Here is a 22,236-nt window from a genome sequence, read left to right on the forward strand (position 1 = left end):
GAGGAATAGCTGTGTCAGGCAGAAAAGAATTATGCACCCCGTTAAGAACGATTATGACGCCGGGACCTGTGGAGGTAGATCCGCGTGTCTTAAGAGTGATGAGCACCCCGGTTGTCGGCCAATTTGATCCGGCGTTTACAGGTATCATGAATGAAACGATGGAAATGCTCCGGGAGCTGTTTCAAACGAAAAACCGCTGGGCATACCCGATTGACGGCACTTCACGGGCGGGAATCGAAGCGGTGCTGGCGAGTGTGATTGAGCCGGAAGATGATGTGCTCATCCCCATTTATGGGCGCTTCGGTTATTTGCTGACTGAAATTGCTGAGCGGTATGGAGCCAATGTTCATACGCTTGAGTGTGAGTGGGGAACGGTTTTTGACCCGCAGGACATCATACGGGAAATGAAAAAAGTGAAACCGAAAATCGTGGCGATGGTGCATGGGGAAACATCGACAGGGCGGGTTCACCCGCTGGAAGCAATCGGCGAAGCCTGCCGCGCCCAGAATGCATTGTTCATCGTCGATGCAGTTGCGACGATTGGCGGCTGCGAGGTCAAAGTCGATGATTGGAAGATTGACGCGGCCATCGGCGGCACGCAAAAGTGCTTGTCTGTTCCATCGGGAATGGCACCTATTACATATAATGAGCGGGTGGCGGATGTGATTGCGGCTCGAAAAAAGGTGGAGCGCGGGATTGCGACACAAGCTGACAGGGCAACGCTTTCGGGGAACCGGCCGATCACAAGCAATTATTTTGATTTGAGCCAGCTTGAGGATTATTGGAGCGAAAGACGGCTCAATCATCATACTGAAGCAACGACGATGCTGTACGCCTTGCGTGAGGGTGTCAGGCTGACGCTTGAAGAAGGTCTTGATGCCCGCTTTGAGCGGCATCGCCACCATGAGGCTGCATTAGCAGCAGGTATTAAGGCAATGGGGCTGAAGCTGTTTGGAGATGACAGCTGCAAAATGCCTGTTGTCACCTGTGTAGAAATCCCTGGCGGCATTGACGGCGAGTCTGTCCGGCATATGCTTTTGGCACAATTCGGCATCGAAATCGCCAGCTCCTTCGGCCCGCTGGCGGGAAAGATATGGAGAATCGGAACGATGGGCTACAGCTGCAGAAAAGAAAATGTGCTGTTCGTGCTTGCCGGGTTAGAGGCTGTGCTACTCAGACATGGCGCAGGGATTGAAGCGGGGAAAGCGCTTCAAGCGGCGCTTGATGTGTATGAAAACGCTGGCCGTCAGACAGCGGTATAAAGAAAAGCTTGCGGAATGCCGCAAGCTTTTTTAGCGATAAGATTTCGCTTTTTCTCCAATCTGTTTTCTTCGTTTGACTCTTTTTACAAATCGTCTTTCCCTGTGTTGCATTTTCTGACGAAGCATGAGTCACTTTTTCTTCCATCAGCTATTCTTTATACAAGTTACCTATAAAATCACGCTGAACTTGTTGTTTCTTCCAGCGATTTTTGAGAGGAGGATGCAGTCCGTACCGCATTCCAAATATTCGGACTGAAGGGATATCTGTGTTTACGAACAACGGGGTGACGGGAAATTTAGGGGGTTTGGCGGCAATCAAATCACATTTGCGCTCGAAACCCATCTTGATCGCCTCAGCGGCTTGCTCGGCATCGATCCGCTGGAGCTGAGAAGAAAAAATATCAGAAAACCGCATGATCTGGGGCCGCTTGGGCATCGAAATTGAATAACATTATATCAATAATATAGGTTTATTATTTAATTTTGAAAGTTTAAACTTATGATCAAATTAGATATAATCATAGTAAGATTGATTGTTCAATGCTTGATATTTCACCTACAAATAATAACTAAAATTATCTCTGATACTTTGTGTACTTTTATTTCTTATAGACAACTATACAAAGCTTCTCTTAACGCAAGTTCTCTTGGTTCATTAGCCATTCCAAATCCATGTTTATTCATTGCATAAGCGTAACCTAATCTTTCATCTGGATCGGCAAAGCAAAACGATCCTCCTGCACCAGGATGACCAAAAGAGCTTTCACTTCTTCCGAATTGCATGCCAGAAAAATGCTTCCAAAATCCTAAAGAATAAGCTATGTTTATACAGTTCACATGGTCATAATAACCTGATTTTGGAGGAACAGCTTCTTTTTTTAATTCATTTAATGTTTCTTTACTTAATCCAAGTATTTTTTCACCACTAGCAAAAGCTCCATAAATTTTTGCCATTGCTCTAACTTGTCCTAATCCATTTCCTGAAGGAAATTCTATAGATAAAATAGGACGATGATTAAAATTTTCATTTGCTACAAATTTTTTAGGGTCTACTAAACTTGTAGCTACTAATGATCTTGGGTTAAGAAAACCAAACAGCATTTTTCTAGGTAACTTTGTTATTCCCCTAAGTAACTGAATCGGGTGATTTATCCCCTCAATAGTTGTTATTCTCTTTTTAGAAATACTTGCAGGGAGCCCAATATAAAACTCCGCATTTAATGGCTCTGCTATTTCCTCTTGAAAGAAATCTTTTAAAGTTCGATGTTTTGGATCTGTTCTTTTAATCAGTTCTCCAATCAAGGTTCCAATTGTCCAGGCATGATAGCCATGAATTTTGCCAACATCCCAAGCAGGTTTACTTGTAGCAAGGGAAACTGATAAACGAGAAGTATCTAAGTCTTCTAGTACATCAATTCCTAGATTATTTAGAGGTGAAAGGCCAGCTTGGTGTGCTAGAAGTTGTCTAACAGTTATGCTTTCCTTTCCATTCTGAGCAAACTCAGGCCAATATGTACTAACCTTCTCATCGTAGTTAATATAACTCCTAGAATGTGCTAAACATAAAGCTAGCGCAGCAAATCCTTTTGTAGCAGAAAACACTTGAACAAGTGTATCTTCTTTCCATTCTTCACGAGTATGTCGGTTTCGATATCCTCCCCATAAATCAACGACCACTTCATTATTAATGTATACAGTAAAAGCAGCTCCAACTTCACCTCTCTTAGAGAAGTTTCTAATGAATTCTTCCTTTACTGACTCAAATCCCGATGCAACAAATCCACGAATAGATAAATTATCTTTTATAATCATGCCTTTCCACCTCGTTAAGTATAAACAAGCACTTTTTTTGAATAGTGTTTATGTATTTACAAACTATAAACCATACAATAAAATAAATTTAACAGATAAATGACTAAAAGTATATAAATAGTCGAATTGGATTGAAGGAGATAAATTATGGCCAGAATTACATCTGAACAAAGAAAACACATATATGAAGAGCTTCTTAATAAAAGTAAAGAACTGTTTACTCAATATGGATTCGCTAAAACCAGTATTGATGACATAGTTAATGCATGTGGAATTGCAAAAGGTTCTTTTTATACATATTTTTCATCAAAAGAAGAGTTGTTTTACGCAGTATTAAGAAGAGAGGAAAACATAAAAGAGAAGATTATTTCAGAAATTATGCATGAACCACTATCGGCAAAAGACCTTTTAATTCGCTTCTTTGAAATATCATTTAAAACTATAGAACAGAATCCATTTCTACAAAGTCTTTATCAAAGAGGTGAATATGAACGAATTGTGAAAAGACTTCCTAGAGATCTTTTAGAAAATCATGCAAAAGAGGATTTAGACAGATCTCTGAATTTTATAAAATTCCTACAAGAAAACGGTGTAACAGAAGATGATCCTGAAGTCCTTATCGGGCTTTTTCGAACAACCATACTTATTCCTTTACATCGTCAAGAAATTGGAGAACCAACTTTCTCCAAAATGATAAAAAAAATGATTGAGTATTTATCAGAAGGACTAACAAAATAAAAAAAGAAAGATACATATTCAACTAATGAAGGTTAAAACTCGCTATCGCAAGGACAATCTGTTTAAACTGATGTTGGTTTGAAATAAAGTTTCTCAAAATGTATTCTTTTCTTTTTGAATGAACATTTCGTTTTATAAAAAAGTTTGATTAAAACTTACATAGAGAGCTTATCAAATTTGATAGGCTCTTTTTTGTGTTTTAAAAAAGTAAAGCCTTTCAAAATAATTGGAGATCCTGTGGACGGCGGACATTTTCTCTACTCATTTGGAGCGGTCGCTGCGGAGCGTGCTCCATCCTAACCGACGGAAGGCTGGCCAATGCGTGCATGACGATGGCCTATCAAGCAGACGGCCACTCCATTACCACCATCGAAGGGCTTCAAAAAGAAGAACTGGATATCTGCCAAACCGCTTTCTTGAAAGAAGGCGGCTTCCAATGCGGCTACTGCACCCCGGGCATGACGATTGCGCTTAAAGCGCTGTTCGAGGAAAACCCGCATCCCGCAGATGAAGAGATAGAAGAAGGGCTGGTGGGGAATTTGTGCCTGTGTACCGGGTATGGCGGAATTATGCGGTCGGCTTGGAGGATTAAAAGAGAATTGTGTGATGGAAAAAACGATTTTTAAAATTGTAAGACGATCAAAGGGTTATCCCGCATTTACTTTCTCGACTACAATACTAGACACTGTATCTAGCAATAGATTCTTTTCTTTGTCAGTCATATCACTCCATGATTTTATTAAATTATGTATTACCTGTTTATCTACTTTAACAGCCAGTGTTATTTCTTCAAGTATGCTAAATTCTTCGGAAAATCAAGTGAAATCTCTAGAGCTTCTCTCTCATCTTCCTCGGCAAAGAGGTTGAATTCTTTATGGAGCTTGGCATAAAATCGGATAAATTCTATTTGTTAAAGAAGGCTGCTATCATTGATATTGCAATAGCTCTTGGAATGATCTAAGGGCTTTTTTGTGTAAACCCTGTATTTAGTGTCTACATTTACGAGTGATCGTTAGTAGGATATTAGCCGAGGCTTTTTACACTGGTGTACTTAATTGTTGCGCGTTAAAATTGCAATAAATTGAAAGGGGGGATGGAATAATGAATCTAAATCAAATTGGATTCAAAGGGGTTTAATCATGAAAACGAATGATAAGAAGAAAGAAGTTCAACAAAAGTATAGAGAAGAAATTAAAAAGAAGAAACAAGAGCAAGAAGATGACAAAAATTATTCTAAAGAAGCAATTATTGTTGTAACCATAATTGTGGTGTTTATCTTTTTGACCTATACGCTTCAAGGATTTTAACAAAATGTTCCCTTTTTCCCCCTGTACTTTTTACCTAAATGTGTTTAATATTGGGAATAGGTAATATTACCAATTAAGAAAAGAGGGAGAGATGATGAATAACTTAAATTGGTGGAAAATACTTTTACTAACCTTTCTTTGTTCCTTGATTTTTTCTGTCGTCTTTGTCACTGTTCAACGGATTGATTTAATTCTCAATCCACCGGAAGTACCTGTTAAATCGATTGAAAAAATAAAATGATTCATTTGGGGGAAAAGGGAATGAAAAAAATATTCTTTGTTGGTGCGATTGTTGCAGGGTTCTTTGTGTCTAGTTTTGGTATTAATTCTGTAAGTGCTGAAGAAATCGACCCGATAGGTGAAAAAATTGGTTCGGAAGATGGACGAACTGATGTATTAGATCCTGTCGTTGCAAAAGATGGTCCGGAAGATGGTATTAACGATCAATCTACAGTACAACCGAAGATTAAAAAGATTTCTGATAATGTAAGCCTATTTTCTGTTTTAGGAGCAGGAGAATGGGATTACTTAGGATCTTCTACGTTTAAAACTCGTTCAAAAACATTTTATTCTGGTGGAGGAGATCTTGGGATTCAAATTTCTCAACCATACATTGGCCCTGGAATCTCATGGCAGTATAAACTTGTAGAAGAAGATCCTGTTCCTTTTGATGATACGGTTTCACGTTTTAGTTTATCTAACCAAAAAGGAACATATGAAGTTGTGTTTGATGTTCGTAGTTTTGTAGATGGCGATAATAAGAAAGCAGAATTACACCTTGAGAAACTAACAAATCCGTTAACAAGCGTTTCTACTAAATGGTGGGATTAATGAAAAAGAGCAGGCCTAAGTGTCTGCTCTTTTTATCGTTATTGAATTTTAACTCATATGATACTGAAAAGGAGTGGGATTCAATGGGAGGGTTTTATTTCTTTGGTAGCTTGATTTTGGTATTTTTACTAGGTCTCAGTTTATTGTCTTTCGGAGTTTATAAACTGTGGAAACTTTTTGTTAAAACTAAAAAGTAAGCAGCTTCTTTGGAAACTGTTTTTTGATTATAGTAGCCATTTAGGTTACAAGAAAAAATCGATAAATAGCCGAGAAAATGGGGGGGAATTGGGGGTTTTTCAATGCTCAATTTGTCATACGATAGAGACAAGAAAACGAACGTGAATAACAGTCCAAAAAGGAGATACCTACGGACGCTGATCTTTTGTACATGGGAATTTGTACAGCTGATTAGTGGCCGTTTTTTTATGGCCAAACCAGGAGACGCACCTTTCCTTTATCAAGTGTGCACTCGGATGTATCGAATGACTATGAAGGTCGTTTGCTTCACAGGAGGAGCGGCTGGAGTCTATGCAGTATTGCGCGCGATAGTCACGGGGAACGCAAGCGGTGAGATCCCGCTTGCAAGGAAAGTCTAACACGGCTCTCCATTTTCTTTGCTTACTTTCTGGAGAAAATCGGTGGGCCACAAATAAATAAAAGCGAATAGCGTAAGGCGGTGCTTATTCGGCAAGGAGTAATGAAAGATGAAGATGAGAGACGTTTTATCTGCTGACACGAAACAGCAGCTTAGAAAAGTATTGAGTCCCTCCACAAAGGCAGATGAACCTTTGACAAGGCAGGATTGGGAAGAAATCATGGGAACGAAACGTGACACATTTAGACGTGTTGGGGGTAGAATTCGAAGAAAAAGGTGAACAGCTTATTCTAACTTAATTTATTATGCTGTAAAATAAAGGGGGATTACAGGAGGTTATTTTGATGATTATTCCCCTAATACTAGTAGTAGCTTTTGTTTTCTTTATAAAGAAACTCTTAGAGAAAAATGATTTAATAATTAAAAATTATATATTGAAAAATACTCGAGAGTCTAAATTGCATATTATTGACTTATTGAGTTTAGGTAGAATGAGTTTTATCAAAAATTGGTTGATAAGTCAACATAGCCTAGATAAATTAGAAATGATAAAGATTGCAGCTGAAGATGAGTTTAAAAGAAAAGAAAACTTTGCTTCTCGTGCAGCTTTCATTAATTTAATAACATTGCCTTTCTTTAGTGCTGCAGTCACCTTTTTAGTTCCACTCTTTACATTTATATTTGGTTTAACTTCTTTTGGAATTCAACAAGAATACATAAAAGAAACAAGATCAAATCCGAGCAAGTCTTTTTTTGAGTTTTTTGATATAGCAGATCCTGCAAACAACCAATTAGATGAGATATTAAAGGCCATAATAAATAGCGCATATTACAGAAATGGTGAACTCTTATTTAAAATGTTTCTCTATATAATTTTAATATTAGGAGTTTGCTTATTGATAAGAAGATTTTCTTTAAGGACTACATCGAGGCTTTATCTAATCACTAAACAAGCTTATGAAGAAAAACTAAAAAAAGTTGAGGAATTTAATAGTCATATAAAAGAAATGAAAATGAAATTGGTACTTAATTGGGATGTTGTGTGGTTAAACGATTCAAAAGAAAATCTTGAGTTAATTTTAATTTCTCCTGATAAAACCGAATCCTATATCATTGAATCTACAGAGGAACAAAACATAATAAAAATTAAGTCGCTTATAAAAAATATGCAGAATAAGTTTAATTAATATTTTAGCATCCATTTGGGTGCTTTTTTATATGGAGGCGAAACATTATGGATATTAGAACTATACCAGTAGAAAAGATTAACCCCGCTCCCTACAATCCCCGGATTGATCTTCAGCCAGGCGATCCCGATTATGAAAGAATAAAAGCATCTATTGAACGGTTCGGTAATGTCGAGCCGCTTGTTTGGAACGAAAGAACAGGAAACCTTGTAGGTGGACATCAGCGGTTCAAAATACATATGGAGAATAACCCTGCAGAGCTTACTGTTTCGGTGGTGAATCTCGATGATAACGAGGAAAAAGCCTTAAATATTGCACTTAACAAAACAGGCGGCGATTGGGATGAATATAAGCTCGAACAAGTTTTAAGAGAACTTGAGAAAATAATTTTGATCTGTCCTTAACCGGCTTTTCAGAAGGCGAACTAGAAAGTATTTTAGAAGATTTGACAGAGCATGCGGGGAACGGCAGGAAGGTTACCGATAATCATGAAATCGATCTTGATGATTACGAAGAGGATCAATTTGAACATACCTGCCCTAAATGTGGATTCTCTTTTAATGAGTAGGTGAGCAATAATGAACAGTTATAGATGGTATCTGTCTGATCTGAAAAATGTTGAGCAGAACGGATTGAAGTTTTTTAGTACGTTTTCATGTGGTGGCGGTTCCTCCATGGGTTACAAGCTTGCTGGATATAACCTTCTCGGAAACTGTGAAATTGATCCGCAAATGATGAAAATCTATAGAAAGAATCACAATCCTAAATACTCGTTTTTAATGGATATCAGGAAATTCTACAAATTGGACGATTTGCCGGAGGAATTATTCGATTTGGATATTTTCGATGGATCCCCTCCATGCAGCGTTTTTTCAATGGCCGGTGATCGGGAGGATGCTTGGGGAAAGGAAAAAGCTTTCAGAGAGGGACAGGCTAAGCAGTCGCTTGATGATTTATTTTTTGATTACCTGGACGCAGTTGAAAGGTTGAAACCGAAAACCTTTGTAGCCGAGAACGTGAAAGGCATGATCATTGGCAAAGCAAAAGGGTATGTGAAGCTTGTAATTGAAAGAGCAAAAGAAATAGGGTATGACGTTCAGGTATTTTTGTTGAATGCTGCCACAATGGGAGTCCCGCAAAGACGAGAGCGGGTCTTTTTTATTGGCCGGAGAAAAGACCTGAACCTGCCTCAGCTAAAGCTCTCGTTTAATGAGCGGCCTATCTCTTATAAAGAGTTTAGGAGCGGGCGCGGATCCAGATTGAAAGAGACATCAAAATTGTATAGGAGATGGGTGAAGAGAAGGCCATCAGATAACAACATAGGTGATATAACAAAGAGGACAGAAGGGAAAGAATCTAATTTCAATACGATTTTAGTGAAAAACAGTATTGTGCCGCCTACACTTGCAAGCGGTTCTGTCTTTGTTCGTTATGACGAGCCTTATTACATCTCTGAACGAGACATTATTTTGATGCAGTCTTTCCCGTGCTCGATTACGACTTTATGAACGCATCTGCTCAATATGTTTGTGGGATGAGTGTTCCTCCGGTCATGATGAAAAAGATTGCGGAACAGATTTATATTCAATGGTTTATATAAAATTGTTCCGCATTCAAACTTATTTTTAATGAATCAACAGCTAAGATGTACTGGATACAAGTCTTTGTGTATTGGTTCCCAACCACAATTAAATTCGTATCCAACAACACTACCAGTCACAAACCCTGCAGCTTCAAAGAAAAATAGGCGTGGTTCTAATCGATTAAACGGTCCATGAGTAGTGATTGCTATACTCCATTTATTTCGACAGTTATTATTGATTCCAGGATTTTCTCTAACAAGCTTTTCAACTTCGTTATAGTCTCGCTGCAAGCGATGATAATACATTAAAATGTTCTGTCCTGGTGGTGGTGGAGAAGGTGTCACAGTTGGCTGTTGTTGCCTTGGAGGTGGTACAGGATTTTCTTGATTTTGCATAAAAAAGCCTCCTTTAAATTTATACTGTAAATATTATGCAAATGATAAATGCGATTATATTTTGTCCAAAAAAAAAGAGGGTGCTGATAACACCCTCCCTTTCTAAACAGAGAGAAACTCCCTGTCAAAGAGCGTGATCAAGACGCGGCCGCGTTGTGGGAAAACATCACGCTCTCATCTCATATTGTAATGGAGGATAGGGAGGATGCAACAGAAAATAGAAACATAAGTTCTCTTTCTGATGATGAAAAAGAGAATCTCCTTCTCCTGCATAGTGCCGAGTTGTTAGAGAACATCACTCAATTAAAAGAGAAATACCGAAAAATCATTCACGCAGGTATCGCCCAGTGGGTCAAAGACTTTCAAAGTGGCCATATCAAGGTCAATACTGTGGACGATTTAAAAAAGCTCATAGAGCTTGATATAGAACTTCAGAAAGATGAAGAAATTTAAAAACAAACACAAACTCAAATATGAGGTCCGGGGGTGGGTGAGATGTAATGCCAAGACCGCGAGATCCACGTAGAGACGAAGCTTTTCGTTTGTGGGAAGAAAGTGGCGGAAGCAAGAAGTTAAAAGACATTGCAGAGGAATTAGGCGTCACAAGTAGCACTGTCCGCAAATGGAAAGCAAACGATAGATGGGAAGAAAAAATGAATGGGAGCGCTCCTAAATCAAAAGGGAGCGCTCCTTTTCGTCAAGGTGCTCCGAAAGGTAATCAAAACGCCAAAGGAAACAAGGGAGGAAAGGCACCCTCAGGCAATCAAAACGCAAAAGGTAATAAAGGCGGCGCAGCCCCCAAAGGAAATAAAAACTCTTTGCGCACTGGTGAGTATGAATCAATCTTATTTGATTTCATGGATGATACAGAAAAAGAGCTGTTTGGCCAGATCGAAACAGACCCGCTCTATCAAATTGAATTAACGATACGTGAGTTGTATTTAAAAGAGCGGCGAATGATGATGCCTATCATGCAAATTGAAAATGGATTGAATGAAACACAACGCCGAGTTCTTCAGCAATTGCGTAAGGTAAAAGACATTGTGCCGACCAAGGACCAGAAAACAGGGGAAGTGAAGCACCAGGCACTTTTAAATGAGCGTCTAGTGGTCACAGAAGTCGAAGAAGTATCTGAACCGAGCATAGATAAGATTCTGCGATTAGAGGAAGCGATGACGCGCGTTACTGAGAAGCGCCTAAAAGCCATCCGACAGAAACATGATATGACTCGATCAATGGATGAACACGAATTAAAGCTGCACGGCATTTATCTTACAAATGAGACGAAGCAAGCAGAACTTGAAAGGCTCACAGCTCGCCCGGTTGATAATTCTGTTTACATTACTATTGAGCTTAAGCGTAAGGAAGAGGGTAAATAATTAACAAGGAAGAAAATCCACACTTTGAGGATTTTCTTTTTGATTGGAATCAAAAATTTCAGTTTCTAGTCGTCCGGTTATGGATCCTCGAAGAGTTATCATGTGACGCTCAAGATGTTCTTAAATTACTGGAAGAGAAGCGGGGCGTTCTTGTCGTGAGGGAAGTATACGACACGCACAGGGACTCTACTTTTTCACTCTTGATGAAATTATCAATGACCTTGAGATCTATCATATTGTTAGGTGCGTTTCTTCACCAATGCAGATCCGCTTTCCAAATGGAGGTCGGATCATGGCTGGATAAGCCAGCCAAGCTGAAATCAATCAATAACGTTTCACTGATATGGGTTGAAGAATGTTCTGAGGTAAAGTATGAGGGGTTCAAGGAGCTTCTTGGACGTCTGCGTCTCGCATCATTGCCGCTCCATATGATTCTATCAACAAACCCGGTCGGAGAAGATAACTGGACATATTAAGCATTTCTTAAAAGATGACTGCCAAAAACGGTTTGTGCTCGATGATAAAAAGAATGTTTGCATGGAAAGTTTCTTAGCCATTTTGGTCTCTCATGAGGGAAGGCTTTTTTATTCATATGCAGTGAGTCTATTCACCTGTTCTTTAGAAGACTGATGATTTCATTGTTTTGTTCAATCTTCTTGAAAGAATTTTTTCTAATCGTGAATAAATACCGCACTACCCACCAAATAACGCTAACTCCAATAAACAAAAAGATAAAAGGTATAATCGTTGTGATCCAAGTTAGAAACATTTCCATTTTAGTTCCTCCTTTTATAAATCACTAACACCAGCCAATAAACCTATAAGACTCAAAACAATTGTTATAGCAAGGAAAGCCCAAACTAATGCAGCGAATGGAGTGTTAATTCCCATACCTTCTCTCCATTTGGAAATTCGACTTGTTCTGAACTTTCCTAGCTGAATACATAAAATTACGTTTAATAATATTGATATTACAAGGGCTGTTACTAAATATAAGTTCAAACCCATCAACCTTTCTTTTCTAGGCTTTCTCCTATGTAATCTATAAGTAGATGTAGATTAAAGTGTCATTATTCATGTTTCTTTCCAGAGACTAAATATAGATTGTCGCATTGTTGCAAAGAGTTTGATAGGAGGGGTAGCATGAAAAAGTTTGTGACAGTCGTTATCACCACGGTTTTAGCTCTCGTTTTGTCAACAACATTTGAAAATACATCAAAGGCTGCGGAAATGCCATAGCAACCGGTTTTACCTGAGAAAGAAGTCGCATTTTACATGGATTCGACTAAACCTCAGGAGCAAAAAAATTATGACGATAATGGAAAGTATGTTGGAACGATGGGCATTATTCCGGAAAGACTGAAGATGAATTCAGCACTATGGGTACGTACCCTGTTGCAGTAGGTACAACAACCTTTAAAATCTACTGGAATACTGGAGTAATAAACCTAAGCGACCGTATCAAAGTAAGTAGTCCAAAGCCAACGAAAGTAATTTCCTACAGGAAAATCACAAAGGCATGGGATGAATGGCATTTTGTAGCCCTACCATTTACTGTGTAAAGTGATGAGCTGTACGCAAGAAACTTCTAAAGCTTCTGCAGCTGCCTGTTATCGATTAAAGTACGGTGTTGTTATTGGAGAAGGTCTATCAACTACGATTTAAAAATCAAGAGTAAGTAAACATTATTTATATACATCTGTTTCTAGTTTGGATAAAAGGGCAAAATAAAGACGGGTATGTGAGACGTCCGCATAGTGAATCATCTCCATTCATCTAAATGAGAGGGGGTTTTCATATTTTGTTGATTTGATTACCTTTTGTTTAGACTTGATCGCTGAGACCATAGGCATCCAATTTTGATACGTATCAAGCATAAAAGTGAATAATATTGATAAGTCATTTACTATCACAAGTCCTCCTAAAATTTTATGTCTTGCGCTTTAAGATATTGCGAATAAAAAACAAGAGGTTTGATGATTTTTTTAATAGAGAAAAAAGTTAAAACCACAAGAAAAAAGTTTGCGGTTTTTTTGCGGTCATACATATTTTTGGAAATGTTAGAATATTACATAAGAGAGTATATAAGGAGGGGTCTTGTGAATCCGGTTTTATCATCGTCAGAAGTTGGCGTAAAGATCAATGAATGGTATAAAATGATACGTCAATTTAGTGTCCCGGATGCAGAGATTTTAAAGGCTGAGGTGGAGCAGGAGATCAATCAGATGGAAGAAAATGAGTATTTGCTTATTTACTTCTCTCTTATGAAATTTCGGCATCAACTCATGCTAGATTATTTGGAACCCGTGACAACACGTATAAGACCAACTATTGACGAACTTCTTGAAAAAATTGAGGTTTCAAATAAAGGCATATCTGGCCTGTTGTCGTATTATTCTTTGTTTTTCCGAGGAATGTACGAGTTTGATAAAAAACAATACATGAAAGCTATTTACTATTATAGAGAAGCGGAGAAGCAGCTTATACATGTTCCTGATGAAATCGAAAGGGCAGAGTTTCATTTTAAGTTAGCTGAAGCATATTATGGTATGAAGCAAAGTCATGTGTCTATGCATCACGTTAAACAAGCGTTGGATATTTATAATCAATATGAACTTTACAAGGTGCGAAAAGTTCAGTGTATGTTTGTTATCTCAGGGAATTATATTGATTTTAAACGTTATGAGAAAAGTCAGCCGCATCTTGAAAAGGCATTAGAGTTATCTAGGGAATTGAATAACAAAAGGTTGATTAGTTCTGCACTATATAATTTAGGCACGAATTTTGCGGACAGTGGCGATTACGAGCAGGCGGAAGTATTCATCAAGCAAGCAGTGGAGATGACAGAAAAAGAAAAGCTCACAAACTTGCCACATTCTTTATTTTCTTATGCAAAGATTCTTTTCAAACAAGGAAAAATGAATGAAGCCATCCAAATAAGTAAGAAAGGGTTGTCGGCAGCTATTTATCAAGGCGATGAACTATTTGCGAAATTACAGGGATATTTAAAAGCTCTTTATGTCGATGCAGTAGATCAACATGGAGTGAATCAAACCATAGAGTACTTAGAAAAGAATAAGAACTATCCGTATGTTGAAGACATTGCCTGTGAGACTGCGGCTGCTTACGCAAACTCAAAAGAATTTGAAACATCCTATGTATATCACCAGAAAATGCTTGAGACTCAAACACAAATTCAAAGGGGAGAATGCCTGTATGACTTTTAAAAAGAAGGTATGCCTTATCCTGGGTTTGTCACTTGTTTTAGTATGTGGTTTCGGGTCCAACTTAACAGAAAATCAAACTCAAAACACATTTCATATTGCCTCAGATCGTCTTCAAACCTGAAAAATGATGATTCCTATAATCCCTTCTAAAACGGAGGGTCTTTTTTATGTCTAAACACAATTGAATTTAATACATATTTCCTCAGTTCAGAAACGTTCTCAGGTGTGAGTCGTAATTACATAGCAAAAACGCCATAAAAACTTCTTATGGCGTCTGTCGTACAGGAGGTGCTCACACACGGAGGAGTTAGGCAAAGTTACACTTAATAACCACCGAAGAAAGAAGTTCCAACAATGATTAACAAAATGAATAGCACCACGATCAAAGCGAAGGAGCTGCCATATCCGTTTGAGTAACCCATATTGCCACCTCCTTAGTGAGGATAGTATAAGATATGTCAAACGATCATTTTCGACATAGATTTAAGTCTAAAAAAGAGAAAATGAATATTTTGTCTAAAGGTGTAAGAGAGAACGCATAATCAATAACTATTAAACATGCAGCTATTGCCCTCAAAGCATTTGTTTGAGGAAATTCCGCATCTGTCTGCTTTTTCTCGCAGGCCATTCGCCTGAAAAATTAATGATTGTATCAGATTAACCTATACTTTAGAATGACTAATTATATTCTGAAAATTTTATCAGGGGTGGTTATATGAAAACCATTGGTCTTATTGGCGGGATGAGTTGGGAATCTTCAGCCGAGTATTATCGAATCATTAATGAGGAAATAAAAAAGAAATTAGGGGGACTGCATTCGGCGAAATGCCTTTTATACAGTGTTGATTTTAAGGAGATTGAACACTATCAGGCCGAAGGGGCTTGGGATCAAGCCGGTGCAGCTTTAGGGGAAGCTGCGAGATCATTAGAAAAAGCCGGTGCAGATTTTATAGTAATATGTACAAATACCATGCATAAAGTAATTGGCTACATCCAAGAAATGATCACTATCCCTATTTTACATATTGCAGATGCAACTGCCGATCAAATCACTAGACAAGGTATTCGTTCGGTAGGATTACTTGGTACTAAGTATACGATGGAACAAGATTTTTATAGATCACGTATTGAGTCTCACGATATCAATGTCATTGTGCCCAGTGATGAGGAAAGAGAATTAATCAATCATATTATTTATCAGGAACTATGTTTGGGTGAAATCAAACAGTCGTCCAGAAACATGTATAAGAAGATGATTAATCATTTGGTGGATCGGGGAGCAGAAGGGATTATTCTCGGATGCACTGAAATTGGTTTATTAGTAAAGGCAGAGGATTCTGAAGTGCCATTATTTGATACGGCTTTTATCCATGCTCAAACAGCAGTGAATACATCTCTTTCGATTTAGCTGTGTGTGTTGCCAAGTGAAAAAAGTGTCATCAAACAATGATTGAAACGCAAAAACAAATTCAAAGAGGAGAATGCCTGTATGAATTTAAAAAAGGCGTAATCATTATTTTTGCTGTTGTTTCACTTGACCGTAATCAAACGTGAAAAGTTTATAAAGTTCATATAGAAGCCCGCCTCATCGGCGGACTTCCTTCTCTAACTCCCCTTATACACCTGATAACCAAACGGCGACAGCAAAAGCGGGATGTGATAATCAGCGTCTGGATCTGCAAGTTGAAATCGGACGGTGACAATGGTTAAAAACGGCTGGTCTGCCATGCTCACTTTTTGACTCGCAAAATAATCACGTGCATGGAACTCCATCACATACTTACCAGACTGCCGAGCATGACGGGAAGCCCGATGCCGATGTATGCGCCGCGCAAGGTTTGCAAAAGCGTCGCGGCGCCGCACGTTAACAGGTCAATCGCCAACAGGTAAGACAGTTGTTCTGTTGTTAAGTTCAGCGCCCTGCCGACAAGCATGGGCGCCATAATCGCACCTGCATACATGGCCAGCACATGCTGCAGGCCAAGAGAAAAAACCGCAAACGATTTTTGTTTCACCATAGTCCCTCCTTTTATATGTGAACTTTAGTAACATGATAGCGTGCCGATTGTCGGCTGTCATTGGATACAGTAGCTGAAAAAGGCAGGTATTATTGCTCAAAGTAACGAAAAACGATTTCGTTTGTAAGAAAATATGACGGGTGTTAGCTGATCAGCCGCTGCATCCGCAAGGCAAGCCGCAAACGCATCGTCGTGTCAGGGTCTTTTAAGCTTTTGCCCAGCAGTTCCTCACATTTTTCAAGGCGGTAGATGACCGTATTCCGATGAACGTACAAACGCTTTGCCGTCTCGGAAATTTGGCAGTGTGTCTCTAAATAGACGGACAGCGTATGAAGCAGGCTTTGATCCTCCTGCTGTTTTTCAGCGAGGCTTTGAAGTGTCGAGTGATAAAATTTCTTCAAATCCTCAACCGGGAGCAGGCGAAGAAGCTCAGGCACATCTTTGGCGTGATACACCTGAATAAACGCCGTGCTTCTTGACAAATGCCCTGATTGCAGGGCGTCAGATGCCTCTGTGAAAGCGTCGGGAATATCACTGAGCTTTTGGCATATATTGCTGATGCCAAAGGACACAGTCCGTTTAAATTGAGCTTTGACTTGTGTTTGGAACTGCTCTAAAAAGCTGATCACTGAGGCGTGCATTTCACTCCAGCTGTCTGTCGCTTCGATCAGAATAATGCCGACATTTCCTTTAATAAAGAGATGGGGCGGAAACGGGAAGGCCGATAATTCGCCTTCAAGAAACTCGAATACGCTGTCGGAGGCGAGCTGATTTTCTGTAAAGCTGATCGATTCGTCATTTCGGTCGAGTTTTCCGGCGATGCACATATATTTTTGATCCCAGCGCAGCTTAAATTCCTTCGCCCGGTTTTTGATTTCCTCGTCTGAAGAAAATGACCGTTCAATAAAATTGCTGAAAAACTCATTGCGCGCCCGTCGCCCGTATTGCTTCAGCGCATTTTCCTTCAGCAGTTCAAAAGAAATCACGTTGGCCGCTTGTTCAATCGTGAGAACCAATCCTTTGTCGCCGGCCTGCACCATGTCAAGTATCAGCAGGTAGCCGCAGTTTTTTTCGTGATTATAAATAGGAAGGACAGAATAGGTTTTCTGATCCGAGATCGCAGAGAAACAAGTGAAAAACGGCCCTGATATGGTATTCAGGGTTCCTTTCAGCTTTTCGGTTTCAAATGAAATCTGATGGGACGCAGACAGCATTTTAGCATGCTGGTCAAGCAGCAGCACGGGAAGCTGAAGGAGGTCTGACACCTTTTTGAGGAGAGATTGCAGCCCTTTGCCGCTCATAATGTGGTTTGTGAATTTTTTGTGCGCGTAAATGGCTTGCCGCAGCTCGTTAGAACGCATATCAAGAATGTGGCTGAGTGTCGCATTCACAATATCCCCGAGGCGGATGTGTTCGGGAAGCTCAATAATCGGGAACGCGTATGAATCGGCCAGCTCGATAATTTCCTTCGGGATATCCTCCAGGTAGCGTTTTGTTTTAATGCCGAGGCCCGCGCAGCCGCGTTTTGCCATTTGCTGAATCAGTTTAGATAACTGGTGCGGATGATCTTTCAGGTGATACGCGGTGGTGACGAGCAATTCATTTTTATGCAGAAAGTCTGCGATATCCGGAGCGTCCATCATATTGACATGCTGAACCTCTCTTTCTCCTCCTGCTTTTCCCGCGATTAAATGGGCGTTTTCATAAGCCGGTATTTTCATCACATCTAAAATATTCATAGCGCATTCTCCTTTTCTATAAAAAACATTAGTTAAGATGAATAATTTTCAATAGGAATTCTAGCGGTTTTGCTGATGTAATACGATCATAGTAGCAGTAAACTATTCAAAATAGAACGGATTGTGTTACATAAACTGACATGAAAAATCGTCATCCTTACATGGGGGGATCAGTATGAATTACGATATGGTGATAAAAGGTGCGAAAGCAGTTACGCCAAGTGGCGTTAAAAAAGCTGATATTGCAGTTCGAAACGGTGTCATTGCTGAGATTGGATCTGCCATTGAAGCAGGCGGGGCAGCTGTTGTACAGGCGAGCGGACAATATGTGTTTCCGGGTGCGGTAGACTGCCATGTTCATTTCAATGAACCGGGCAGAGAGGACTGGGAGGGGATTGAAACAGGCTCGCAGATGATGGCAGCAGGCGGCTGCACCACTTATTTTGATATGCCGCTCAATTGCATTCCATCAACCGTGACGGCAGAACATCTTCTCGCAAAAGCTGAACTCGGCAGGCAAAAATCAGCCGTGGATTTTGCGCTATGGGGCGGCCTCGTCCCCGGCCATATCGAGGACATCCGCCCAATGGCTGAGGCGGGAGCGATCGGGTTTAAAGCGTTTTTATCCAAATCAGGCACAGACGAGTTCACCTCTGTTGATGAACGGACATTGCTCAAAGGCATGACAGAAATCGCAGCTGCAGGAAAAATCCTCGCTCTTCACGCGGAGAGTGACGCGATCACAAGCTATTTGCAGATGGTTTTGGCTAATAAAGGAAAGGTGGATGCGGATGCGTACGCCGCCTCCCGCCCGGAGGAAGCCGAAGCTGAAGCGGTGTATCGCACGATACAGTATGCGAAGGCGACGGGGTGTCCGGTTCATTTTGTCCATATCAGCACGGCGAAAGCGGTTCGGCTGATCAGGGAGGCGAAACAGGAAGGCCTTGATGTTTCGGTCGAAACATGCCCGCATTATCTCTTGTTCAGCCACGATGATTTATGTGAAAAGGGCTCTGTCGCAAAATGCGCGCCCCCGCTCCGTTCACCGCAATCAAAGGAGGCGCTGATCAAGGCGCTCATTGCGGGGCATATTGACATGGTCTCCTCTGACCATTCTCCTTGCCGTCCGTCCTTAAAGCGGGAGGATAATTTATTTTTATCATGGGGCGGAATCAGCGGCGGGCAGTTCACTTTATTAGGAATGCTGGAACTGGCGCTTGAACATCAGATTCCATTTGAAACCATCGCTGAATGGACAGCGGCGGCCCCTGCGAGACGATTCGGCCTGCAGCAAAAAGGGCGGCTTGAAGAGGGATGTGATGCGGATTTTGTCCTCGTCGGCATGGAGCCGTACACTGTCACGAGAGAATCGATGTTTGCAAAGCATAAGCTAAGCCTTTACGAAGGACATACATTTCCCTGCCTCATTTCGGCCACATACAGTAAAGGCCGGTGCGTGTACAGCGGCAGGAACAAAGCAGAAAGAGCAATTGACGGAGCGCTGGTCGTTCCATCGTAAAAAACCCCGGCAGATTTTATGTTGCCGGGGTTTTTTCCTCTAGTTTTTCTTCAATAAAATCCGCAGTATGCTTTACTCCATCTTCTTGATCAATAAGAGCTGCAGCTTCAGAAGCCCGTTGAGAATACGTATGGTTGGAGACCAGTTCGTGGATTCTGGAAACGAAGGCTTCAACTGACATCTTTTTTTCTTTCAGAGGGGCAGCAGCCACTCCGATGTCTCGCATTTTTCTTGCCCAAAAAGGCTGATCCCCAGAGAATGGGCATATTATCATTGGTTTGCCAGCCTTCAATGCCGCGGCCGTAGTCCCGGCGCCACCATGATGAATGACTGCTCGTGATTGAGGAAAAATCCAGCTGTGAGGCATGGACCCGGCTGTGAAAATATGAGGTGAATCTGTTGTCCGTTTGATCCCGCTCCAGCCCGTCAGCAAAATGGCGCGCTGTCCGGTTTCTTTGAATGCTTGCTGAAGCATGTTCAGTATGTGATCCGGGTTTCGTAATGGCATACTGCTAAAACTAACGGTAAAAGGAGGCGGCCCCGCTTCTAAAAAATGCAACAGCTCAGGTGGAGGGGTCCAGGCATCTTCGTCTAAAAACCAGAATCCTTTCATTGAAACATGACCTTCCCATTGTTGGTCAAAGGGAATGATGGAAGGGCTGCATCCATACAGAACAGGAATATGCTTTCCATTCAGTACGGAATCATCCTTAAAAACAGAACGTTTACCAGACAGGCCGAGTGTCTCATGTCTCCACTTGTTAACCAGCGAAAAAAATGATGCGGTTAATAATCGATTGATTTTAAAACTGGCCCTGTTAAGCGTTCCGCTCCGCATGGCAAATGGCAAGACAGGATTTGCAAAATGGCGGGTGGGAGCTATAACAGGAACGGGGTGAGCAATAAAGGCAGGGATGTGCAGGGCTTCGGCAAGATCATAACCGCCAAATACTTTAGGGTGATAAATGATTGCATCGGCATCTTGAGAGACCGCCCAAATATCGTCTAACATTTGTTCCATCATTGGGTAAATGACGGTTTTCAGTTGTCTGACGATTGATATTGGATTTCCTTTCAGCATGTTTTTCCCTTCTTCTGATTGCGTCAAATCTGCGTAATTGGCTCTGATGGCTGAAAAGGAGAGCCTGTTTTTCTCCGCTAGATCTTTGAACGCGTCTTCAGTGCAAATTGTCACATGATGACCGCGTCTTGATAATTCTTTTCCCAATGCGATAAAAGGCTGTACATCGCCCCTCGTCCCGATCGTAAGCAGGTTGATTTTCATGATTCGCCTCCGGAATGTCATTCATTACCACTAATTTATCATACATAAGCACCTATCAGTTTTTAAAATGCAATCAACGTGGTATCTTTTTTGAAGGAGGCGGAGGCAATGGAACATATCAAATACATACTCAAGCAATCATGGTCGCGTCATACGAGCTCTAAATGGACGGAAGAATGCCCGTCGTCCGGCCAATGCGGTGTGGCGGCTTTGGTGATACAGGATCAATTCGGCGGCGCCATTTATAAAACAAAAGTCGGTGAGAGCTGGCATTTTTATAACAGCATCAATGGCGTGATGTACGATTTTACGAGTGAACAGTTTCAGGCGCCTATTGACTATCAGCATATTCCTTCCTCAAGGGAAGAGGCGTTTTTAGATACGAATGAGGAACAATATCAGCATCTTTGTTCAGCGTTTTCCCGCGCCATGAATAGCATTTCCGAGGAAACCTGAAAACACGTGTGATAAACTGGAAGAGAGGTGAATGATTGTGATTTATATCGGACTGACGGGATGGGGGGATCATGACAGCATCTATCCGCCGAAAACGGCCAGCCAGAAAAAATTGCAGGCCTATTCCTCCCATTTTCCGATCGTTGAATTAGACGCGAGCTTTTACGCGATTCAGCCGGCGCGAAATAATGAAAAGTGGGTGAAGGAAACGCCGGAAACCTTCCAATTTATCGTGAAAGCGTATCAGGGCATGACGGGGCATCAGCGCGGCGACATTCCCTTTGACTCAAAAGAGGAGATGTTTGACGCGTTTAAGGTGTCTTTAACGCCATATTTACATAGCAATAAGCTCGCCATGGTGCTGTTTCAATTTCCGCCGTGGTTTGACTGCAAGAAGGAGAATGTCGCTTATTTGAGATGGTGCAAGCACCAAATGGGCGATATCCCATGCGCGCTTGAATTCAGAAACCGCTCCTGGTTCTCGCCGCCATTTTATGAGCAGACGCTTTCATTTATGAAAGCGGAAGGCTGGATTCACAGTGTCTGTGATGAACCGCAAATCGGAGAAGGCAGCGTGCCGACTGTGCTGCGCGCGACCGATGAAAACAAAACGCTTGTCAGGTTTCACGGGCGCAACAAGCAGGGCTGGATGAAGCCTGATGGCGGGAAAAACTGGCGGGAGGTCAGGTACTTATACCGCTACAATCAACAGGAGCTTGCGGATTGGAAAAACCACCTGAATGAATTACAGCAGCAATGTAAGGATGTTTTTGTCCTGTTCAATAACAATTCCGGCGGAGACGCCGCGGATAACGGCAAGCAGATGCTTGAACTGCTTGATATCGAGTATAGCGGACTTGCTCCGAGACAGCTCGATTTATTTTAGAAAAGAGGTTTTGTTTG

The 22,236-nt window shown here is 40.9% G+C and carries 19 protein-coding genes and 6 pseudogenes; 18 read left to right on the top strand and 7 right to left on the bottom strand.

Translation table 11 applies throughout. From position 1 onward, the window contains the following. The first annotated feature begins 11 nt into the window (after positions 1-11). Together pucG and V6D41_RS13075 are read left to right on the top strand one after the other, a co-directional pair. Complete coding sequence (gene pucG / locus V6D41_RS13070) at positions 12-1,262, top strand: (S)-ureidoglycine--glyoxylate transaminase (RefSeq protein ID WP_333518479.1); 1,251 nt, start codon at positions 12-14, stop codon at positions 1,260-1,262. A gap of 227 nt (positions 1,263-1,489) precedes the next feature. Beyond that, a pseudogene (locus V6D41_RS13075) lies at positions 1,490-1,701 on the top strand (molybdopterin cofactor-binding domain-containing protein); the annotation flags it as partial. Between the two features lie 167 nt (positions 1,702-1,868). Here the strand turns inward: V6D41_RS13075 and V6D41_RS13080 are convergent. Further along, positions 1,869-3,074: a serine hydrolase domain-containing protein gene (locus V6D41_RS13080; protein ID WP_333518480.1), complete on the bottom strand. Its 1,206-nt coding sequence runs from the start codon at positions 3,072-3,074 to the stop codon at positions 1,869-1,871. A gap of 147 nt (positions 3,075-3,221) precedes the next feature. Here V6D41_RS13080 and V6D41_RS13085 point away from each other — a divergent pair, with 147 nt between their 5' ends. The 8 genes and pseudogenes from V6D41_RS13085 to V6D41_RS13120 all read left to right on the top strand — a co-directional run bounded on the left by V6D41_RS13085 (position 3,222) and on the right by V6D41_RS13120 (position 9,332). Further along, the gene (locus tag V6D41_RS13085) at positions 3,222-3,812 is read left to right on the top strand and encodes a TetR/AcrR family transcriptional regulator (protein ID WP_333518481.1); all 591 of its coding nucleotides are present in this window, start codon (positions 3,222-3,224) and stop codon (positions 3,810-3,812) included. A gap of 272 nt (positions 3,813-4,084) precedes the next feature. Next, positions 4,085-4,438: pseudogene (locus V6D41_RS13090) on the top strand (2Fe-2S iron-sulfur cluster-binding protein); the annotation flags it as partial. 513 nt (positions 4,439-4,951) lie between these two features. Beyond that, complete coding sequence (locus tag V6D41_RS13095; protein ID WP_333518482.1) at positions 4,952-5,119, top strand: hypothetical protein; 168 nt, start codon at positions 4,952-4,954, stop codon at positions 5,117-5,119. A gap of 261 nt (positions 5,120-5,380) precedes the next feature. Next, positions 5,381-5,950, top strand: a complete 570-nt coding sequence (locus V6D41_RS13100) for a hypothetical protein (protein ID WP_333518483.1) — start codon at positions 5,381-5,383, stop codon at positions 5,948-5,950. Positions 5,951-6,654: 704 nt separating this feature from the next. Beyond that, positions 6,655-6,825: a hypothetical protein gene (locus V6D41_RS13105; RefSeq protein WP_333518484.1), complete on the top strand. Its 171-nt coding sequence runs from the start codon at positions 6,655-6,657 to the stop codon at positions 6,823-6,825. Positions 6,826-6,889: 64 nt separating this feature from the next. Then, positions 6,890-7,732, top strand: a complete 843-nt coding sequence (locus V6D41_RS13110) for a hypothetical protein (protein ID WP_333518485.1) — start codon at positions 6,890-6,892, stop codon at positions 7,730-7,732. A gap of 47 nt (positions 7,733-7,779) precedes the next feature. After that, positions 7,780-8,300: pseudogene (locus V6D41_RS13115) on the top strand (transcriptional regulator). A 106-nt stretch (positions 8,301-8,406) separates the two neighbouring features. After that, positions 8,407-9,332: pseudogene (locus tag V6D41_RS13120) on the top strand (DNA cytosine methyltransferase). 33 nt (positions 9,333-9,365) lie between these two features. Here V6D41_RS13120 and V6D41_RS13125 read toward each other — a convergent pair. Then, positions 9,366-9,710 carry a hypothetical protein gene (locus tag V6D41_RS13125; protein ID WP_333518486.1) on the bottom strand — a complete coding sequence of 115 codons (345 nt, stop codon included), beginning with the start codon at positions 9,708-9,710 and terminating at the stop codon, positions 9,366-9,368. 189 nt (positions 9,711-9,899) lie between these two features. Between V6D41_RS13125 and V6D41_RS13130 the strand changes: the two genes are divergently transcribed. From V6D41_RS13130 to V6D41_RS13145, 4 genes are all read left to right on the top strand, one after another. Continuing rightward, a complete protein-coding gene (locus V6D41_RS13130) occupies positions 9,900-10,163 on the top strand; it encodes a hypothetical protein (protein ID WP_333518630.1) in 264 nt (87 codons plus the stop codon). A 47-nt stretch (positions 10,164-10,210) separates the two neighbouring features. Beyond that, positions 10,211-11,089, top strand: a complete 879-nt coding sequence (gene terS, locus V6D41_RS13135; protein WP_333518487.1) for a phage terminase small subunit — start codon at positions 10,211-10,213, stop codon at positions 11,087-11,089. 155 nt (positions 11,090-11,244) lie between these two features. Continuing rightward, positions 11,245-11,565 carry a phage terminase large subunit gene (locus V6D41_RS13140; protein ID WP_333518488.1) on the top strand — a complete coding sequence of 107 codons (321 nt, stop codon included), beginning with the start codon at positions 11,245-11,247 and terminating at the stop codon, positions 11,563-11,565. Positions 11,566-13,188: 1,623 nt separating this feature from the next. After that, the gene (locus tag V6D41_RS13145; RefSeq protein ID WP_333518489.1) at positions 13,189-14,316 is read left to right on the top strand and encodes a Rap family tetratricopeptide repeat protein; all 1,128 of its coding nucleotides are present in this window, start codon (positions 13,189-13,191) and stop codon (positions 14,314-14,316) included. 323 nt (positions 14,317-14,639) lie between these two features. Here V6D41_RS13145 and V6D41_RS13150 read toward each other — a convergent pair whose 3' ends face one another. Continuing rightward, positions 14,640-14,738 (bottom strand): YjcZ family sporulation protein, encoded by a 99-nt coding sequence (locus V6D41_RS13150; protein ID WP_032732263.1) that lies wholly within the window; start codon positions 14,736-14,738, stop codon positions 14,640-14,642. A gap of 293 nt (positions 14,739-15,031) precedes the next feature. On the opposite strand from V6D41_RS13150, the gene V6D41_RS13155 reads away from it, so the two are divergent. Beyond that, positions 15,032-15,724, top strand: coding sequence for an aspartate/glutamate racemase family protein (locus V6D41_RS13155; protein ID WP_333518490.1), 693 nt, complete (start codon positions 15,032-15,034; stop codon positions 15,722-15,724). Positions 15,725-15,921: 197 nt separating this feature from the next. On the opposite strand, the pseudogene V6D41_RS13160 reads toward V6D41_RS13155, so the two are convergent. The 3 genes and pseudogenes from V6D41_RS13160 to pucR all read right to left on the bottom strand — a co-directional run. After that, positions 15,922-16,104, bottom strand: a pseudogene (locus V6D41_RS13160) (hydroxyisourate hydrolase); the annotation flags it as partial. Beyond that, positions 16,104-16,331: pseudogene (locus V6D41_RS13165) on the bottom strand (solute carrier family 23 protein); the annotation flags it as partial. The pseudogenes V6D41_RS13165 and V6D41_RS13160, both read right to left, overlap by 1 nt. Positions 16,332-16,477: 146 nt before the next feature. Beyond that, positions 16,478-18,073, bottom strand: a complete 1,596-nt coding sequence (pucR, locus tag V6D41_RS13170) for a purine catabolism transcriptional regulator PucR (RefSeq protein WP_333518491.1) — start codon at positions 18,071-18,073, stop codon at positions 16,478-16,480. Between the two features lie 175 nt (positions 18,074-18,248). Between pucR and V6D41_RS13175 the strand changes: the two genes are divergently transcribed. Beyond that, positions 18,249-19,592 carry an allantoinase gene (locus tag V6D41_RS13175; RefSeq protein WP_333518492.1) on the top strand — a complete coding sequence of 448 codons (1,344 nt, stop codon included), beginning with the start codon at positions 18,249-18,251 and terminating at the stop codon, positions 19,590-19,592. Positions 19,593-19,608: 16 nt separating this feature from the next. Here V6D41_RS13175 and V6D41_RS13180 read toward each other — a convergent pair whose 3' ends face one another. Then, entirely contained in the window at positions 19,609-20,877 is a 1,269-nt protein-coding gene (locus tag V6D41_RS13180) for a glycosyltransferase (protein ID WP_333518493.1), read from the bottom strand. A 108-nt stretch (positions 20,878-20,985) separates the two neighbouring features. Between V6D41_RS13180 and V6D41_RS13185 the strand changes: the two genes are divergently transcribed. Then, positions 20,986-21,333 (top strand): YunG family protein, encoded by a 348-nt coding sequence (locus tag V6D41_RS13185; RefSeq protein ID WP_333518494.1) that lies wholly within the window; start codon positions 20,986-20,988, stop codon positions 21,331-21,333. 37 nt (positions 21,334-21,370) lie between these two features. Beyond that, entirely contained in the window at positions 21,371-22,219 is an 849-nt protein-coding gene (locus tag V6D41_RS13190; RefSeq protein WP_087993344.1) for a DUF72 domain-containing protein, read from the top strand. Positions 22,220-22,236 lie beyond the last annotated feature (17 nt).

Origin of the sequence: Bacillus sp. 0102A, from assembly GCF_036765155.1 — a bacterium.
GTDB lineage: Bacteria > Bacillota > Bacilli > Bacillales > Bacillaceae > Bacillus > Bacillus subtilis_G.

Excerpts from the sequence above, each read along its gene's own strand:
- V6D41_RS13150 (WP_032732263.1), bottom strand. The coding sequence starts at position 14,738 with ATGGGTTACTCAAACGGATATGGCAGCTCCTTCGCTTTGATCGTGGTG.
- V6D41_RS13100 (WP_333518483.1), top strand. The coding sequence starts at position 5,381 with ATGAAAAAAATATTCTTTGTTGGTGCGATTGTTGCAGGGTTCTTTGTG.
- terS (WP_333518487.1), top strand. The coding sequence starts at position 10,211 with ATGCCAAGACCGCGAGATCCACGTAGAGACGAAGCTTTTCGTTTGTGG.
- V6D41_RS13130 (WP_333518630.1), top strand. The coding sequence starts at position 9,900 with ATGGAGGATAGGGAGGATGCAACAGAAAATAGAAACATAAGTTCTCTT.
- V6D41_RS13080 (WP_333518480.1), bottom strand. The coding sequence starts at position 3,074 with ATGATTATAAAAGATAATTTATCTATTCGTGGATTTGTTGCATCGGGA.
- pucR (WP_333518491.1), bottom strand. The coding sequence starts at position 18,073 with ATGAATATTTTAGATGTGATGAAAATACCGGCTTATGAAAACGCCCAT.
- V6D41_RS13085 (WP_333518481.1), top strand. The coding sequence starts at position 3,222 with ATGGCCAGAATTACATCTGAACAAAGAAAACACATATATGAAGAGCTT.
- V6D41_RS13175 (WP_333518492.1), top strand. The coding sequence starts at position 18,249 with ATGAATTACGATATGGTGATAAAAGGTGCGAAAGCAGTTACGCCAAGT.
- V6D41_RS13105 (WP_333518484.1), top strand. The coding sequence starts at position 6,655 with ATGAAGATGAGAGACGTTTTATCTGCTGACACGAAACAGCAGCTTAGA.
- V6D41_RS13125 (WP_333518486.1), bottom strand. The coding sequence starts at position 9,710 with ATGCAAAATCAAGAAAATCCTGTACCACCTCCAAGGCAACAACAGCCA.
- V6D41_RS13180 (WP_333518493.1), bottom strand. The coding sequence starts at position 20,877 with ATGAAAATCAACCTGCTTACGATCGGGACGAGGGGCGATGTACAGCCT.
- V6D41_RS13155 (WP_333518490.1), top strand. The coding sequence starts at position 15,032 with ATGAAAACCATTGGTCTTATTGGCGGGATGAGTTGGGAATCTTCAGCC.
- V6D41_RS13110 (WP_333518485.1), top strand. The coding sequence starts at position 6,890 with ATGATTATTCCCCTAATACTAGTAGTAGCTTTTGTTTTCTTTATAAAG.
- V6D41_RS13095 (WP_333518482.1), top strand. The coding sequence starts at position 4,952 with ATGAAAACGAATGATAAGAAGAAAGAAGTTCAACAAAAGTATAGAGAA.
- V6D41_RS13185 (WP_333518494.1), top strand. The coding sequence starts at position 20,986 with ATGGAACATATCAAATACATACTCAAGCAATCATGGTCGCGTCATACG.